The sequence below is a fragment of the Pseudomonas sp. B3G-3 genome (genome assembly GCF_028640915.1).
Taxonomy (GTDB): domain Bacteria; phylum Pseudomonadota; class Gammaproteobacteria; order Pseudomonadales; family Pseudomonadaceae; genus Aquipseudomonas; species Aquipseudomonas chlororaphis_I.
Genome location: NZ_JAQZAB010000067.1, coordinates 90,257 through 106,691 on the forward strand (window position 1 = coordinate 90,257; position 16,435 = coordinate 106,691).

17 protein-coding genes and 1 pseudogene are annotated in these 16,435 nt (G+C 66.6%); 11 read left to right on the top strand and 7 right to left on the bottom strand.

The annotated features are described in order from the left end of the window. Nucleotides 1–31 precede the first annotated feature (31 nt). The 4 genes from PVZ80_RS06695 to PVZ80_RS06710 form a co-directional block, all read right to left on the bottom strand. Entirely contained in the window at nucleotides 32–193 is a 162-nt protein-coding gene (locus PVZ80_RS06695; RefSeq protein WP_009049197.1) for a hypothetical protein, read from the bottom strand. A 133-nt stretch (nucleotides 194–326) separates the two neighbouring features. After that, complete coding sequence (locus tag PVZ80_RS06700; RefSeq protein WP_016705137.1) at nucleotides 327–1,040, bottom strand: ABC transporter ATP-binding protein; 714 nt, start codon at nucleotides 1,038–1,040, stop codon at nucleotides 327–329. An 18-nt stretch (nucleotides 1,041–1,058) separates the two neighbouring features. Further along, a complete protein-coding gene (locus PVZ80_RS06705; protein ID WP_009049195.1) occupies nucleotides 1,059–1,907 on the bottom strand; it encodes an ABC transporter permease in 849 nt (282 codons plus the stop codon). A 64-nt stretch (nucleotides 1,908–1,971) separates the two neighbouring features. Continuing rightward, nucleotides 1,972–2,964: an aliphatic sulfonate ABC transporter substrate-binding protein gene (locus PVZ80_RS06710; RefSeq protein WP_273863573.1), complete on the bottom strand. Its 993-nt coding sequence runs from the start codon at nucleotides 2,962–2,964 to the stop codon at nucleotides 1,972–1,974. Nucleotides 2,965–3,302: 338 nt separating this feature from the next. Here PVZ80_RS06710 and PVZ80_RS06715 point away from each other — a divergent pair, with 338 nt between their 5' ends. Continuing rightward, nucleotides 3,303–4,250, top strand: coding sequence for an ABC transporter substrate-binding protein (locus tag PVZ80_RS06715; RefSeq protein ID WP_273863574.1), 948 nt, complete (start codon nucleotides 3,303–3,305; stop codon nucleotides 4,248–4,250). A gap of 24 nt (nucleotides 4,251–4,274) precedes the next feature. Here PVZ80_RS06715 and PVZ80_RS06720 read toward each other — a convergent pair whose 3' ends face one another. After that, on the bottom strand, nucleotides 4,275–5,198 hold the full coding sequence (locus tag PVZ80_RS06720; RefSeq protein ID WP_101282560.1) for an AraC family transcriptional regulator: 924 nt from the start codon (nucleotides 5,196–5,198) through the stop codon (nucleotides 4,275–4,277). Between the two features lie 104 nt (nucleotides 5,199–5,302). Here PVZ80_RS06720 and PVZ80_RS06725 point away from each other — a divergent pair, with 104 nt between their 5' ends. The 9 genes and pseudogenes from PVZ80_RS06725 (at nucleotide 5,303) to PVZ80_RS06765 (ending at nucleotide 13,139) form a co-directional block, all read left to right on the top strand. Beyond that, nucleotides 5,303–5,863: a carboxymuconolactone decarboxylase family protein gene (locus PVZ80_RS06725; RefSeq protein ID WP_273863575.1), complete on the top strand. Its 561-nt coding sequence runs from the start codon at nucleotides 5,303–5,305 to the stop codon at nucleotides 5,861–5,863. A gap of 63 nt (nucleotides 5,864–5,926) precedes the next feature. Further along, a pseudogene (locus PVZ80_RS06730) lies at nucleotides 5,927–6,996 on the top strand (acyl-CoA dehydrogenase family protein). Continuing rightward, nucleotides 6,993–7,799: an ABC transporter ATP-binding protein gene (locus PVZ80_RS06735; protein WP_016705144.1), complete on the top strand. Its 807-nt coding sequence runs from the start codon at nucleotides 6,993–6,995 to the stop codon at nucleotides 7,797–7,799. Before PVZ80_RS06730 ends, PVZ80_RS06735 begins: the two are co-directional and overlap by 4 nt. Before the next feature lie 141 nt (nucleotides 7,800–7,940). Next, on the top strand, nucleotides 7,941–9,140 hold the full coding sequence (locus PVZ80_RS06740; RefSeq protein ID WP_273863577.1) for an ABC transporter substrate-binding protein: 1,200 nt from the start codon (nucleotides 7,941–7,943) through the stop codon (nucleotides 9,138–9,140). After that, a complete protein-coding gene (locus tag PVZ80_RS06745; protein ID WP_124313635.1) occupies nucleotides 9,140–9,907 on the top strand; it encodes an ABC transporter permease in 768 nt (255 codons plus the stop codon). Before PVZ80_RS06740 ends, PVZ80_RS06745 begins: the two co-directional genes overlap by 1 nt. 130 nt (nucleotides 9,908–10,037) lie before the next feature. Continuing rightward, on the top strand, nucleotides 10,038–10,928 hold the full coding sequence (locus PVZ80_RS06750; RefSeq protein ID WP_016705147.1) for a universal stress protein: 891 nt from the start codon (nucleotides 10,038–10,040) through the stop codon (nucleotides 10,926–10,928). Nucleotides 10,929–10,951: 23 nt separating this feature from the next. After that, the gene (locus PVZ80_RS06755) at nucleotides 10,952–11,638 is read left to right on the top strand and encodes a phosphoribosyltransferase (RefSeq protein WP_038632651.1); all 687 of its coding nucleotides are present in this window, start codon (nucleotides 10,952–10,954) and stop codon (nucleotides 11,636–11,638) included. A 157-nt stretch (nucleotides 11,639–11,795) separates the two neighbouring features. Next, on the top strand, nucleotides 11,796–12,695 hold the full coding sequence (locus tag PVZ80_RS06760; RefSeq protein ID WP_028684093.1) for a polysaccharide deacetylase family protein: 900 nt from the start codon (nucleotides 11,796–11,798) through the stop codon (nucleotides 12,693–12,695). 195 nt (nucleotides 12,696–12,890) lie between these two features. Continuing rightward, entirely contained in the window at nucleotides 12,891–13,139 is a 249-nt protein-coding gene (locus tag PVZ80_RS06765; protein WP_041983638.1) for a hypothetical protein, read from the top strand. 68 nt (nucleotides 13,140–13,207) lie between these two features. Here PVZ80_RS06765 and PVZ80_RS06770 read toward each other — a convergent pair whose 3' ends face one another. Both PVZ80_RS06770 and PVZ80_RS06775 read right to left on the bottom strand, forming a co-directional pair. Then, nucleotides 13,208–13,933, bottom strand: a complete 726-nt coding sequence (locus tag PVZ80_RS06770) for a cupin domain-containing protein (RefSeq protein WP_041983640.1) — start codon at nucleotides 13,931–13,933, stop codon at nucleotides 13,208–13,210. A 61-nt stretch (nucleotides 13,934–13,994) separates the two neighbouring features. Beyond that, on the bottom strand, nucleotides 13,995–14,852 hold the full coding sequence (locus PVZ80_RS06775; RefSeq protein ID WP_124355081.1) for a GNAT family N-acetyltransferase: 858 nt from the start codon (nucleotides 14,850–14,852) through the stop codon (nucleotides 13,995–13,997). A gap of 267 nt (nucleotides 14,853–15,119) precedes the next feature. Here PVZ80_RS06775 and PVZ80_RS06780 point away from each other — a divergent pair. Further along, nucleotides 15,120–16,435: aldehyde dehydrogenase family protein (locus PVZ80_RS06780; RefSeq protein ID WP_273863578.1), on the top strand; the 1,316-nt coding region annotated here is incomplete at its 3' end.

The window sequence follows — 16,435 nt, forward strand, 5'->3', positions numbered from 1 at the left end:
CTCGCTAGAAAGCGCGAGGGCTCCTGGACGCTCACGCGTGGTATGTCCTGGTCGGCTGGGCCGCCTGAATCCACTGGAACGCCTGGTAACCGGCATTGCGCGCGTACAGCTCCCACATGGCCCGGGCCAGTTGCTGGGCCTGCTTGCGTTTGCGGAACTGGGCGAAGTCGATAACGTTGTCAGTCGGTTTCATAAGGCACTTCACTGTCGTGACCAATGGGCGGGATGAGCTGAGAGTACGTGGTTATTTTTATAACCATAAATACTGATTATTTATTTATTAATTCCTTTGTGTTCTTAGCTTTCGAGCCCGTAACAACGCCCGCTCAAATCACATGGGCCTTGTGCAATTCGGTCAGGGCCAACGCCTTGAGGCGCGCCAGCAGCGGGTCGCGACGGTCCCGCGGGTGGCTCAGTTGCACCGCCAGTTCCTGGCGAATACGGCTGGGGCGGTTGTCCATCACCAGCACCCGGTCGCTCAGGTACAGCGCCTCGTCGACATCGTGGGTCACCAGCAGCAGGGCGATGGCGTGACGCTCGGCCAGTTGCAGCAGCAGGTCCTGCAGTTTCATCCGGGTAAAGGCGTCCACCGCGCTGAAGGGCTCGTCGAGCAGCAGCACCTGCGGCCGCGAGTACAGGCCGCGGGCAATCGCCACCCGCTGCGCCATGCCGCCGGACAGCGCCTTGGGCAGGGCCTGGGCAAAACCCGCGAGGCCGACTTCCTCGATCAGTTGCGCGACCCAGGCCCGGTCGTAATGCTTGTCGTCGCTGAAGCCGATGTTCTGTTCCACCGTCAGCCAGGGCATCAGCCGCGGCTCCTGGAAGACAAAGGCCAGGCGTTCGGTATGGCTCAGCAGTTGCCCCTGGAAGTCCTTCTCCAGGCCGGCGACGATCCGCAGCAAGGTGCTTTTGCCGCAGCCGCTGGGGCCCAGCAGGCTGACGGTTTCCCGCGGCTGCAATTGCAGGTGGATATCGTCGAGGACGGTGGTGGTGGCGAAGGTCTTGCGCTCCACGTGGATATCCAGCAGGGCTTGGGTCATGGCTCGATTCTCTGTGCGTTAGTCATGGCTGCCTTGGCCATTGAAGGTGTCGCGCCAGGCCAGGCAGCGTTTTTCCAGGCCGGCGAGAAGGCCGTCGCTGAGCTTGCCGAGCACGGCGAGGACGATGATCGCCGCCAGCACGATGTCCGGCCGCGAGGTTTCCCGGCCGTCGCTGAGCAGATAACCCAGGCCCTTGGTGGCGGCGATCAGTTCGGCGGCCACCAGGAACATCCAGGCCAGGCTCATGCCGCTGCGCAAGCCGGTGAACAGGCCGGGCAGGGCGGCTGGCAGGAGAATCCGCCGCACCAGCCGGCGCCGGCCGAAACCGTACATATGACCGACCTCCACCAGCTTGCGGTCGATATCGCGAATCGCCGCCACGCCATTGAGGTACACCGGGAAGAAGGCGCCGATGGCGATCAGCACCACCTTCGAGGTCTCGTCGATGCCCAGCCACAGCAGGAGCAACGGCACCCAGGCCAGGCTGGGGATCGAACGCAGGCCGGCGAAGGTCGGCTCCAGGTAGGCTTCGGCTTCCCGGCTCAGGCCGACCCAGGCGGCGAATACCAGGGCCAGGCTGGCGCCGATGGCAAAGCCCAGCAGCACCCGCAGCAGGCTGGCGCCGATGTGTTTCCACAGCGCGCCTTGGGCCAGGTCGCCGAGGGTCAGGGCGATCTCGCTGGGGGCCGGCATCTGGTACGACGGCAGCCAGCCGATTCGCACCACGATCTCCAGCAGCAGGATGATCGCTATCGGCAAGGCCAGGCCCTTGAGGCGCAGGCGCCAGCGGACGGGGTTGAAGCGCGGGAGCTTGCCCGGCGCGGACAAGGCCAGGCGGGTCGAGAGGTTGTTGCTGTCGCTGCTCATGGCGATTCTCCGGCAACGCCGAATCCGCGTCAGGCGCGGGCTCGGTTGTCGCCTGGGCGGTAGGTTATTGACGGGCCACGGCCTGCTTGACGCCGGTGTCGAGCAACTGGTCGATCACCTGATCGACGTTCACCCCGCGGCGCACCAGTTCCTCGGAGACCAGGATCGGCGCGGCGGCCTTGGAGGCCAGCACATCCTCGGCACTCAACTGCGGGCTGCCGAGGTCGGTGCGCGACAGTTGCAGCCGGGCCACTTCCAGCGGCAGGCCGGATTCGTCCGCCAGCAGCTTGGCCAACTCGTCCGGGTGCTTGAGCGACCATTCGCGGGCCTGCTCGTAGGCGGCGAGCACGGTGGCGATGGTCTGCGGATGCTCCTTGGCGTACTGCTCGGTGACGCTGATCACGCCGTAGCTGTTGAAGGCGCTGTTGCGGTACAGCAGGCGCGAGCCGGCCTGTACTTCGCTGGCGGCCATATGCGGGTCGAGGCCGGCCCAGGCGTCGACGTCGCCTTTTTCCAGGGCGGTGCGGCCGTCCGGGTGCTGCAGGTGCACCAGCTCCACATCGTCTTTTTTCAGCCCGGCCTGTTGCAGGCTGCGCAGGGTGAACAGGTAGGGATCGGTGCCCTTGGTGGCGGCGATCTTCTTGCCCTTGAGGTCGGCGACTGTCCGGTACGGCGAATCCTTGCGCACCACCAGGGCGGTCCATTCGGCGCGGCTGTAGACGTACACCGACTTGATCGGGCTGCCGTTGGCCCGGCTCAGCACCGCCGCCAGGCTGGCGGAGGAGGCGAAGTCGACGCCGCCGCTGTTGAGGTATTCCAGGGAGCGGTTGCTGCCCTGGCTGAGGACCCAGCTGACCTTGGTCTGGGGCAGGGCCTTCTCGAGAAAGCCGAAGCGCTTGAGCACCAGGCTGACCGGCGAGTAATAGGCGTAGTCCAGGTGCACTTCGGCCGGCGGGCTTTCCGCGGCCTGGGCCAGGGGTTGCAGGCTAAGCGCCAGGGCGCAGGCGCCGAGCAGGTACCTGGCGCGGGCCAGGGGGAAGCGGAAGACGGGTTTCATGGAGCGGCTCCGGACAAGGCGGCGAGAGGGCAATGTTGTTATTTCCGTCTCTTATTTCAAAAGTAACGGAAGGCAGGGGTGAGTCCTGCCGGAAAGGAATATTGCAGGCTCTGTGCCATAGACCGGGGAAGGGCGGTTTCCAGGCGTTGCCAGGAGAAAGAAGCTTCAGGCGATGTTGCCTGGCCAACAGCCTGTTGCCTTGCTGTTTCTCTATCAACAGCTACGGGTTGCGGATGCAGAAGCGGCTATGAGCTTATGCGTTAACAGAATTTCAAAACCGGATTCTAAGAGCGTTATGTTCTAGAAAATCCGCTTTTCCAATCATCCAGGAATTTCCCATGACGCTCTCCCGACGCTTGCGCCGCCTGCTCTTCAGCACCCTGTTCGCGGTACCCCTGGTCCAGGCCGCCGAGCCGCTGGTCCTGCATGTCGGCGATCAGAACTACTACAACGTGCGAGCCTCGGTGGAGGCCTCGGGTGTGCTCGAAGGCGCGCCCTACAAGGTCGACTGGAAACACTTCCAGGCCGCCGCGCCGCTGGCCGAAGCCTTGAACATCGGCGCCCTGGACCTGGGGTTCCTCGGCGATTCGGGCTTTCTGTTCCTCGCCGCGAAACAGGCGCCGGTGAAGCTGATCGGCGTCTCGCGACAGAACCCGGACACCATCGCCTTGCTGGTGCCCAAGGACTCGTCGGTGCAAACCATCGCCGACCTCAAGGGCAAGAAGGTCGCCTACTGGCCCGGCGCCTGGAGCCAGCAACTGACCCTGCGCGCCCTGGAGCAGGCCGGCCTGCCGGAGGACCATGTCGAGTTCATCAAGCTGATGCCGATCGATGCCGCCGCGGCCTTGCCCCAGGGCAGCATCGACGCCTTCCCGGTGTGGGAACCCTATATCTCGCAACAGATCCTGTTCTCCGGCGCGCGGCCGATCCTCACCGCGAAGAACCTGATGCCCGGCCTCAGCGCCATCGCCGCCTCGACCCCGGCCATCGACAGCAAGCGCGCCGCCATCGCCGACTTCCTCGGCCGCCTGAAACAGGCCCGCGCCTGGGTCGACAGCCACACCGACCAGTACGCCGACCTGTGGGCGAAAAAGGCCAACCTCGACCCGAACGTCTCCCGCCATTGGTTGCGCCAGGCGCACATGAGCGTCGGCCCGGTGGACCAACAGGCCGCCGCCGACCTGCAAAGCACCGCGGACTTCCTGTTCAAGGTCAAGGCGCTGCCGGCGCCATTGGCCACCGCGACTGTTGTCGATACGTCCTTTACCCAGGCGCTGAACCCGTAAGCGAACGCTGAGGACTGCCGAGCGTCAGCGTCCTTCGTGCTGGCGGCGATAGGCTCCCGGCTGCACGCCTACGGCCTTGGCGAAGGCCCGGGTAAAGGCCGCCACCGATTGATAACCCACCGCCGCGCCGGCCTGTTCCACGGTGTGGTTGGCCTTGAGCAACTGGCAGGCGTGGCGCATGCGCAGCGCCAGCAGGACCTGGCCCGGGGATTGCCCGGCCAGTTCGTTGAAGCGCTTGAAGAAGGCCGAGCGCGACAGCCCGGTGCAGGCCGCCATGCTTTCCAGGGGCCAGGGCTGTTCGGGGTGTTCGATCAGCTGTTCCAGCAGCGCGGCGAAGGCCGGATGCCGGGCCAGCGCCACCAGTCCGCCGAGGCCCTGGTTGTCGGCCACCTGCTGGCGCAGCACATAGAGGAACAGCAGATGGCTCAGGCGTTCCAGCAGCGCCGAAGAGGGCGCGGGTATGCGCTGGCATTCTTCCAGGATCAGCTCGAACAGCGCCCGGGCCGCGCTCAGGGACGGGTCGCCGGCGCGCAGTACGATCCAGTCCGGCAGGCCGTCGATGATCAGCGACGACAGCCCGGAGCTGAAGTGAAAGAAACCGCAGACCAGGCCCACGCCATCTTCGGCCTGATCTTTTGCGTGAGCGTCGAACGCCTGCATGGCCCTGCGTGGCAGTTCATGGGCGGCACTACGCTGTTCGGCGCTGGACAGGCGATAGTCCAGGTCGCGCAGCAGGAACAGCGCATCCCCGGCATTCAGGCGCTGGGCCTGCTCCTGGCCCTCGATATGCAGCCAGCAATGGCCTTGCACGATCAGGTGGAAGCTGGCCCGGGCTAGGCCGTGGGTGCTGGCGTGCCAGCCGCCGCAGTAACGGCCGACATGGAACAGGCTGGCGTCGAGTTCGAGGCTTTCTAATAACCAATCAACCAGTGGGCTGGACGAAATCATCTAATGGAAACACTCAGGAGCAAGTAATCGCTACTTTAGAATATGGATCGAAATTCTTATAACCAACAGACTGGCCGGACACCTACACAACAGGAGTCCACCGCATGTCGCGCATCACTCTACACAGCCTGCAAAGCGCTCCCGAAGCGGCCCGGCCATTTTTGCAGAACGCCCAGAACAACTCGGGCTTCATCCCCAATCTGCTGGGCATCCTGGCCAATGCCCCGGCGGCGCTGGAGACCTACGTTACGGTATCGGCGCTCAATGGCAAGGCTGAGCTGAGCCTGGCCGAACGGGAAGTGGTGCAGCTGGTGGCGGCCACCACCCACGGTTGCGATTTCTGCGTGGCCGGGCACACTGCGGTGGCGCAGAACAAGGCCAAGCTGCCGGACGAAGTGATCAGCGCGTTGCGTGAGCGCAGCCCCTTGCCGGAGGAAAAGCTGCAGGAGCTGGCTGCCTTCGCCGCCGAGGTGATCGCCACCCGCGGCAATGTCAGCGATTCGACGTTCACAGCGTTCAAGGCCGCCGGCTACAGCGAGGGCAATGCCCTGGAGGTGATTCTCGGGGTGAGCCTGGCGACCCTGTGCAACTTCGCCAACGTGTTCGCCCGCACGCCGCTGAACCCGGAACTGGCCAAGTACCGCTGGCAAGCGCCGCAGCAATGATGCAGCGGCTGGATTCAAGGCACGGCCGGTGGGCCGCTGCCGCGTAGAAAAGGAGAAAACCACATGCTCGACCCCGCATTGAGTCAATGGCTGGACGCCGAGGCCCAGGCCCTGGATCTGGGCCACTGCGACCCACAGCAGGTGCTGGCGCGACTGGCCGAGGCCCAGGTGCTGCGGATTGGCATCCCGCCTGGGCAGGGCGGTAGCGACGGCGACCTGGGCGCTGCCGTGGAAGCGGTGGCCGCGGTGGCCAGCCATTCCCTGGCGGCGGCCTTTGTGTTCTGGGGCCAGCGGGCCTTTATCGAATACTTGCTGCACAGCCCCAACGCGGCCTTGCGCGAGCGTCTGTTGCCGGACCTGCTCAGCGGCAAGTTGGCGGGAGCCACCGGGCTGTCGAACGCCATGAAGTTCCTCTCGGGCATCGAGGCCCTGCAAGTCCGTGCGTTGCCACAAGCCGGCGGCTGGTGCCTGAACGGGCCCTGCACTGGGTCACCAATCTGCGCAAGAGCGGTTTTGTGGTGGCCGCGGCCATCGAGCACGAAGAGGGTGGCGCGCCCTTTGTCCTGGCGATTCCCGCGACCCTGGCTGGCCTGCAACGCTCGGAGGACTTGCAACTGATGGGCTTGCAGTCGAGCAACACCGCGGCGCTGGAGTTGCAACAGGTCGAGGTTGGCCATGACTGGTTGCTGCACGAGGACGCCAAGGTCTTTCTGCCGGCGGTGCGCCCGGCGTTTCTCGGCCTGCAATGTGGCATGGCCATCGGCCTGGCGCGGCGCGCGCTGGATGAAGTGCAAACCCATTTGCACAGCGGCCGTTCGATCCTGCGCGAGCCCTTGCAGGAGCAACGCCAGCAGTTGGAGGCGCGCGTCGATGAGCTCAAGCGCGGCCTGCTGGAGGGGCGTTTCCTGACCCAGCCCGCGGCGCTGTTCCGGCTGCGCATCGCCCTGGCCGAAGCCGTCGCCAATGCCGTGCAGCTGGAGTTGCAGGCCAGTGGCGGCAAGGCCTACCTGAGCGAACATGGCAGCGGCTTTGCCCGACGCTGGCGCGAGTCGGCCTTCGTGCCGGTCGTCACGCCGAGCCTGGTGCAGTTGCGCGCCGAGTTGCAGCGCCAGGCGCGGGACGCGGCGGCATGAGCGCGGCCTTGCTCGAAGCCCGGCAGGTCAGCCTCGGCTACCCCGGCGAACACGGCTGGCAAGCGGTGCTGGAAGGCTTCGACCTGCGCTTGCAGCCGGGGGAGGTGGTGTCGATCCTCGGCCCCAGCGGCGTTGGCAAATCCAGCCTGTTGCGGGTCCTGGCCGGCTTGCAGGCGCCTCAGGGTGGCAGCGTCAGCCTGCTGGGGCAAACGCTGGACGGCCCGCATCCACGGGTGGCCGTGGCTTTCCAGGACCCCAGCCTGTTGCCCTGGCTGAACCTGGAACACAACGTCGCCTTCGGCCTCGACTTCGCCCGCCAGCCGGCGCTGAGCGCCCAGCAGCGCCAGGCGCGGGTCGACCAGGCAATCGCCGAGGTCGGCCTGCAGCACGCCCGCGGGCACTACCCGGCGCAGCTGTCCGGCGGCATGGCCCAGCGCACCGCGCTGGCCCGTTGCCTGGCGCGCCAGCCGCAGGTGCTGTTGCTCGACGAGCCCTTCGGCGCGCTGGACGAAGTGACCCGCGCCGACATGCAGCAACTGCTGCTCAAGGTGATCGCCGAGCACCGCACCGCGGCGTTATTGATCACCCACGACATCGACGAAGCCCTGCTGCTTTCCGAGCGCATTCTGCTACTGGGTAACAGCCCGGCGCGAACCCTCGGCGAGTGGCGCATCGACCTGCCTCAGCCGCGTGCCGAGCTGGTGGAAGAGCTGGGCACCCTGCGTATCGAGATTCTCAAAACCCTTCGGCGGGCGAGCCGCACTGCACAACCCCAAGCCTTACCGCAGCCTCTACCCCTGTAGGAGCGAAGCTTGCTCGCGATAAAAACGTCAGAGCGGCGCAGTGTCCCAGACACCCCGTCAACGTTGAGGTTTTTCGCGAGCAAGCTTCGCTCCTACAGGAGATCGCGGCCAAACCCTTGCCCGAATTGTCGGAGATACACCATGTGCCTGGATGACTTCACTCACAGCCGTCGCGACTTCCTCAAACTCAGCGCCTTGCTCACAGCCGGCGGCGCCTTGCCGTTGCTGGGTAGCCTGCAGGCCCGCGCCGCCGCGGAGCCGGACGCGCCGGTGCGCATCGGTTACCTGCCGATCACCGACGCCACGCCCTTGCTGGTGGCCCATAACAACGGCCTGTTCGAGGCCGAGGGCATCCGCTCCGAGCGCCCGGTGCTGTTGCGCAGCTGGGCGCAGGTGATCGAGGCGTTCATTTCCGGGCAGGTCAATGTGATCCACCTGCTGTCGCCGATGACCGTCTGGGCCCGTTATGGCAGCAAGGTGCCGGCCAAGGTGGTGGCCTGGAACCACGTTGGCGGCTCCGGCCTGACGGTGGCGCCGGGCATCAGCGAGGTTCGGCAACTGGGCGGGCAGGCGCTGGCGATTCCGTTCTGGTACTCGATTCACAACGTGGTGGTGCAGCAACTGCTGCGCGACAACGGCCTGACCCCGGTGAGCCGGCCGGCCAGCAGCCCGCTGGCGGCCAACGAGGTCAACCTGCTGGTGCTGCCGCCGTCGGACATGCCGCCGGCCCTGGCCAGCAAGCGCATCGCCGGCTACATCGTCGCCGAGCCGTTCAATGCCCTGGCCGAGGAACTCAAGGTCGGCCGGGTGCAGCGCTTTACCGGGGATATCTGGCGCAACCACGCCTGCTGCGTGGTGTTCATGCACGAGCAGGACCTGAACAACCGCCCCGAATGGTCGCAGAAGGTGGTCAACGCCATCGTCAAGGCGCAGCTGTGGACCCGCGACAACCGCGCCGAGGCGGCCCGGCTGCTGTCCCGGGACGGCGCCAACCGCTACACCCCGCATGCGCCGCAGGTGCTGAGCCGGGTGCTGGCGCCGAGTGCCGGCGAGCGCCAGCAATACCTGGCCGACGGCGCGATCCAGCACGCGCAGTGGGACGAGCAGCGCATCGACTTTCAGCCGTACCCGTTCCCCAGCTACACCGAGGAGCTGGTCAAGCGCCTCAAGGACACCCTGATCGAAGGCGACAAGGGTTTCCTGGCCAGCCTCGACCCGCAGCACACCGCCCGCGACCTGGTGGACGAGCGCTTCGTGCGCAACGCCATCGCGTCGGTCGGCGGGCTCAAGGCATTCGGCTTGCCCGACAGCTTCGAACGCAGCGAGGAGTTCAGCCTCTGATGGCCAAGCGATCCGCATCGAACCTGCCTTGGCTGCTGGGCGTGGGCGGGCTGTTGTGCCTGCTGCTGTTGTGGTGGCTGGGCGTGCGCCTGTTCGGCAGCACCGAGGGGCTGGCGGCGCGCTTTTCGCCGGCGGCGACCCTGGCCAGCCTGCTGGAACTGCTGGGCCGCGCCGAGCTGTACGAGCATGTGCTGGTCAGCCTCAAGCGCATCCTGGTTGGCCTGGCCCTGGCCTTGCTGGTCGGCGTGCCCCTGGGCCTGCTGATTGGCAGCTACCGCCACCTGGAGGCGGCCACCACCCCGGCGTTCCAGTTCCTGCGGATGATCTCGCCGCTGTCGTGGATGCCGGTGGTGGTGATGCTGATGGGGGTAGGGGACCAGCCGATCTACTTCCTGCTGGCCTTCGCCGCGGTCTGGCCGATCCTGCTCAACACCGCGGCCGGGGTGCGCCAGCTCGACCCGCGCTGGCTGCAACTGAGCCGCAGCCTCAGCGCCACCCGCTGGGAAACCCTGCGCAAGGTGATCCTGCCCGGGGTGCTGGGCCATGTGCTGACCGGCGTGCGCCTGGCCATCGGCATTTTGTGGATCGTCCTGGTGCCCTGCGAAATGCTTGGCGTCAGCGCCGGCCTGGGCTATTTCATCCTCGATACCCGCGACCGCCTGGCCTATTCGGAACTGATGGCCATGGTGCTGCTGATCGGCGCCCTGGGCTTTGCCCTGGACAGCCTGGCCCGCGGTCTGCACCGACGCTGGACGCACTTGCCGTAACGCCGCGACGGGCGCATTGTCAGTGGGAAGTCTGAAGTCATGCTGGCGTTCGATCCGGCGTTGACGCACCGGCGTTTATAAAGAGGCGCCGGTGGCCGGCGTGGGCGTCCAGCCTATCTGGAGGTGCGCCATGAGCCAGTACCAACGCTTGTTGCTGGTCATCGACCCGGCAATGCGCCAATCCCCGGCGATCCCGCGTGCAGCCGCCCTGGCCAAGGCCAGCGGCGCGACTCTGCATATCGCGGCCTTGCTGAAGCCGGTGTCGATTCTTTCCCTGTTCGAGCACCACGTGCGCAATGAGGCGCGCGAACGTTATCGCCTGGAACATCAGAACTGGTTGCAGGAGGAGGTGCATCGGCTGCGTGGCCATGGCGTCACGGTCAACGGCGAGGTGACCTGGGCCGACGACCTGCTGGAGGAAATCCTGCAGCACGTCGCGGAAATCCAGCCCGACCTGCTGATCAAGGACGTGCAGCACGAACCGGCGCTCAAACGCGCCTTTCTCACGCCGATGGACTGGCACCTGCTGCGCCGGTGCCCGGTACCGCTGTACCTGATGGGCCGCCACGGCCATACCTTGCCGCAAATGGTGGTGGCGGCGGTCGACCCGTCGCGGCCGGAGTACCAGCACAACGGGCTCAACGACCGGATCATCCACGAAGCCAACAGCCTGGCCCTGCAGTGCAATGCCGAGCTGCACCTGTTGCACGCCTATGACGTGTCGTCGGTCTACCTGGGCGATGCCGGGGGCGGTGGCCTGGTGCTGGCGGACCTGACCCGGGAACTGCGGGTCACCCTGGAAAAAGCCTTCCTCGAACTCGCCGAGCGCTACGGCGTGCCCGAGGAACGGCGGCATTTCATCCTTGGGCAGCCGGTCACGGTGCTGGCCAATTTCGTCACCGAGAACCAGGCCGACGTGCTGGTCATGGGCCGTGTGCATCGCGAGGGCCTGGAGAAACTGGTGGGCAGTACCACCGAGCACGCGCTGTATCAGCTGCCCTGCAGCCTGCTGGCGCTGTAGCCGGGCGCCTGGGGAGGTGAGACATGAGCGAATATCCGTCATTGCAGATGACCTTGCGCAACCGCCAGGCCGCCGGGCAGGGGCTGGTCGCGCCGTTGCAGAAATACAGTCGCCGGCCCGAGGTGATCGTGCTGGCGTTGCCCCGGGGCGGGGTGCCGGTGGCCTGGGAAATCGCCCGGGCCCTGGAGGTGCGGCTGGACCTGATGCTGGTGCGCAAGCTCGGCGTGCCCGGTCATGAAGAACTGGCGATGGGCGCCATCGCCAGCGGCGGCATCCGCATCCTCAATCAGGACGTCCTGAACGGTCATCACATCGGTGATGCCGCGCTGCAAGCGGTGACCCAGCGAGAAACCCAGGAATTGCAGCGCCGCGATCGGGTCTACCGCGGCGACCGGGCCGCGCCCGACCTGCGTGGCCAGGTGGTGATCCTGGTGGACGACGGGCTGGCCACCGGTGCCTCGATGCACGCCGCGGTCCAGGCCACGCGCCTGCAGCACCCGGCGCGGATAGTGGTGGCCGTGCCCCTGGCGCCGCAGGAAACCGTGGACACCCTGAGTTTCGAGGTCGACGAGCTGATCTGCCCGATCACTCCGCTGTGGTTCGTGTCGATCGGCAACGGCTATGCGGACTTTGCCCAGACCTCGGACGAGGAGGTGATCGAACTGTTGCAACAGGCCTGGCAGCGGCCGTGCGAAGGCGCTGCGGTATGAACGTCTCGGCGGCCTGAAACCGGGCGCCCCGGAACCAAAACCCTGGTTGCCCCTCCAAGCTGTGCCCGGCGCTGCGTGCAGGCCGGGCGAGGGATCCATGGGCGAGGGATTTTTGCCATTGAGGTGACGACCGCAACGGTCCGACACAGGGCAAAACATGAAACGAGGCTTCAAGGTTCTCTGCGCAGTGCTACTCGCCGCCGGCCTGGCCGGTTGCATCGCTGCCCCCATCGAAATGACCGCGCAGACCGAGCAACGCTTGCGCGTTCAGGCGCCGATCCGCTTTCTGCTGACCTTCGACGACGGCCCCAGCGCTTCCAGCCTTTATAACCCGACCGAACGGGTACTCGACGACCTGCTCGACAACCCGCTGCAACCGGCGATCAAGGCGGTGTTCTTCGTCCAGACCCGCGCCTCGCGGGCCGGCGGCAGCGACATCGGGCGGCGGATAATGGCCCGCGAGCACGCCGAGGGCCATGTGCTGGGCTTTCATACCGCCACGCCGAGGCACACCAACCATCGCTCGCTCGACCCGCAGGAACTGGAGACGTCCCTGAACGACGGCAGCGCCGATATCGCGCTGATCACCGGCGTGCCGCCGAACCTGGTGCGCCCGCCATTCTGGAACTACGACAAGCGCACCTTCGCCGCCTATCAACGGCATGGCCTGCATGTGTTGCTGACCGACCTCAGCGCCAACGACGGCAAGGTCTGGGGGTTCAACGCCAGCCCACGGCGCCGGGCCAACATGCTGCGCCAGCTGTCGGAGGTGCGCGAACGCATTGCCCTGGGCCAGTTGCCGACGGTGGACGGAGCGATCCCGGTGGTGGTGACCTTCCACGACCTCAATCGCTACACCGCCCGGCATACCCGGGAATACCTGCAGATCCTGCTCGACAGCGCTCAGGCCAATGGCCTTCGGACCGCGCCCAAGCCGTTCTACGACGATACCGCGGCGCTGCAACGGGCGGTCATGGCCCGCACCGTCAGCAGCAGCGAGCAGCCGGTGCGGTTGCCGGGGCTGTGGAACTGGCTGTGGGACAGGAATTCCCATTGAGCAGGCGTGACCGTTCGCATGGGACAAGACATGACCGTCGGTCCGCCAGTGCCTTGCCAGGATCGAATAAATCTCTGGTTTTACAGTCACATGGGGGGTTGCAGGCGCCGGCGCCGCCGGTTCGCACAGGGCCCGGCGCGTTGCCGGGCTGCTTTGCCAACCCATCGTTCTGACCCAGGTTCTAGGACACTTCCCATGAAGCGATTCGCGACACTCACCCTGACCCTTTGCTCCACGCTGCTGCTGGGTGGCTGCTACCCCCATTGGGACGACGGCCGGCGCTACGATCGCGACCATGACCGCTGGCGCGACCACAGTCGTTATGACCGCGACTACTACCGCGACCGCGATCATGACGACGACCGTTACGACCGCCGCTACGACCGGCGGGACAAGGACGGGCGCTATCGTCGCGACCGTGACGATGACGACGATGACGATTGAGTCGCAGGGCGGTTTTCGCCCGATATGACAACGGCGCCCTTGGGCGCCGTTGTCGTTTGTGCCGGGCGTTACTTCACCGCATAGAACTTGCGCACATAGGCCGTGCTGTGCCACGCGCAGGGCGTGCCCTGGGCAACGAACAGCGTAGCGCCGGGGCCGGCGGTCAGTCGGCTGCCATCCGCACCCTCGAGGGTCACGCTGCCTTCCACCAGGTGCATCAGCTCATGGAGCTTGTGGGGCCGGCCATGGCGGCGGTAAGGCGTGGAGTCCCAGACACCGATCCGCAGGTCGCAGGTGTCGTCCTCGAAGGCGTTGCGCGAGCGGCATTGCGGTTCCGGGCCGATCAGGATCTGCGGCTCGGGGGCCGCCGAAGGCGAGAGCATGGCCCGCGGGTCAAGCAGCGTCAGGCCCGGTTCGGCGCCCGCGGCGGCGCGTTTCACCGCGCAGAAGGCCCAGAGCGTGCCGGGTTCGGCCTCGAGCTTGAAGGTGCTGCCGCGGCCGATCACCGCGCTGGCGCCCGGGGCCAGTTCCAGGGCTGGTTCCGCAGACGGCCCGGCGCTGTAGAGCAGCACCTTGCCGGCGTGCACCACGAGCATTTCGATGTGGGGGAAATCCTCGATGGCAAAACTTGCGCTGGTGCGCACGACACCGGCGGCAATCCCGTCGCTGCCGTTGTAGGCGACCAGCCGATCGGCGCCGAAAGGGTCGTGGCTGCCCAGGGCAGCGGGGGTGAACAGGCTGGCGTCGAAGTGACCGTCGGCGCCTGCCAGCAGCAAAGCGGCGGGTGTGGACATACAGATGACTCTCTGGGAAGTGGAAAAGGTGCCGCGCGGCGGGCGCCCGCGGCGTTGTGGATCAGCCGATGGCCTGGGTCACCAGGGCGAACTGGCGAACGCCGCCAAGCGCCCGAGGCGGAGTGCCGCGGGCCATCTGCGCGACCTGGTCGACCTGTTTCAGGCCAGCGCTTTGCAGCCAGTCGGCCAGGCCGCAGTCGGCCGGAATGTCGATGCGCACGAAGGCATCGGGAACCTTGCTCAGCAGGCTGGCGATCATCTGCCGGGCCTGCTCGGGGTTTTCTGCAATCACTGGGCCGATGCAGCGACCACGGCCGAACGGCCGCAGCAGGGCGAAGGCGCGCAACTGGCCGTCGCGCTCGATGCCGACGCCGTGCTCGACCACCGCGAACAGGTCTTCCAGTACCTGCTGGCGGTCCAGGCCGCTGCCGGCGTTGGCCAGGCTCAGCTGGCGCAGGCGGTCGGCCTTGCGCAGCGGCCGGCAGCTTTCGCCGGCGGGCAGGGAGCCGACCTCAGGCGCCTGTGCCTGGCCCTGATGCTGCTGGATCATGCCGAACTCGACGAAGCCCTGGCTGGCATACAGCGGCGCGCCGGCCAGGGTGGCGTTGAGGATTGGCGTGCGCGACCCGCAGGCGTGCAGGGCCTTTTCCATCAGGGCGCGGCCGATGCCCTGGCCCTGGTAGTCGTTGCTGACGATCACCAGGCCGATGGTGGCGTAGTCACCCTGGAGGCAGGCGAAGGCGCTGCCGATCAGGCGTTCGCCGTCTTCCACCACGAAGCCCTGGCTGACCCGCTGCAACATCGCCCAGTCTTCCAGGCGATGGGGCCACTTCAATTGCACCGACAGGGCGTGGGCCGCCGGCAGGTCGGCGACAGTCATCGGGCGATACACATAAGCAGGGCGAGGGGTGGCGGACATGGCAAGACTCCGTGGAAAAGATAAGCGCGATCGTCGGCTTTGCTGTGCGGCGATGCGTCTGTATCCCATCTGCGCCGAGACCTGGCAAGAGCCCGGCAGCGATTCGGCAGAATCCCTAAAAGAGCGGCCGGCAGACCACAGTAACTACTTAAAAGGGGCATAAGGTCGGCAGCAAATGCTTGCGCTTTTTTCCTAGGATGGAGGCCTGGTTTTCACCTTCCGGACCGGCCTTCGCCGACCTTATTGCCGCCTTTAGTGGAGTGCTCCATGGATAGCTTCGATCCTCGTCTTGTCGCTGTGCGCAGCGCTCATTTCATCGCCGGCCAGTACCGCGACGCCGCGCCCGGGCTGGAAGTCTTGCGCCCGTCGGACGGCCAGGCCTACGGGCAGTTGCCGATCGCCGACGCCGAATGGGTGGACGAGGCGGTGAACAACGCCTGGCAGGCCTTCGCCCGCTCCGACTGGGCCAGCCGTCCGCCCCGGGAGCGGGCGCGGGTGATGCGGCGCTGGGCCGACCTGGTGGAAGCAGACGCGGCGATCCTCGCGCCGCTGGAGGCCGTGGGTTCGACCCGCCCGCACCAGGACGTGATCGCCTGGGACATTCCTTATGTCGCCGAAGGTATCCGCTTTTTCGCCGAGCTGGCGGACAAGCACGGCGGTTCGCTGGCCGCCACCCAGACCGACCGCCTGGGCATGCAGATCGCCGAACCCTATGGGGTGATCGCCGCCATCGCGCCGTGGAATTTCCCGCTGAGCATGGCCTCGTGGAAAGTCGCCCCGGCCCTGGCCGCCGGTAACGCGGTGGTGCTCAAGCCGTCGGAACTGACGCCGTACTCCAGCCTGCGTTTCGCCGAACTGGCGCTGCAAGCGGGGATCCCGGCGGGCATCTTCAACGTGGTACAGGGCGACGGCCGGGTCACTGGCGATGCCCTGTGTCGCCATCCGCGGGTGGCCAAGGTGACCTTTACCGGCTCCACCGCCACCGGTTCGAGCATCATGTCCACCTGCGCCCTGGTCGGGCCCAAGCCGGTGACCCTGGAGCTGGGCGGCAAGAGCCCGCAACTGGTGTTCGCCGACGTGCCGGACATCGCCAGGACCGCGCGCACCGTGGCCATGGCCATTACCGGCAACGCCGGGCAGGTCTGTGTCTCCGGTTCGCGGCTGCTGATCGAACGCTCGATCATGCAGCCCTTCGTCGAGCACCTGCGGACGTACTTCGAACAATTGCGCCCGGGGCCGACCTGGTCGTCGGCCAGCACGCTGTCGCCGATCATTTCCCGGCAGCAGGCCAACCGCATCGACGGCATCGTCCAGCGTTCGCGCCAGGCCGGCGCCGAGGTGCTCTGTGGCGGCGGCTTGTTCGATGGCCTGGGCGGCGCCTATTACCAGCCGACCCTGCTGACCGGCCTGGACAACAGCAATCCGGCGGTCTGCGAGGAGATCTTCGGCCCGGTGCTGACGGTGCAGGCCTTCGACGACGAAGCCGAGGCCCTGGGCCTGGCCGAGCACGCCACCTACGGCCTGGCCGCCGGGGTGCACACCGCCGACATCAACCGCGCCCTGCGCCTGGTCCGGCGCCTGGA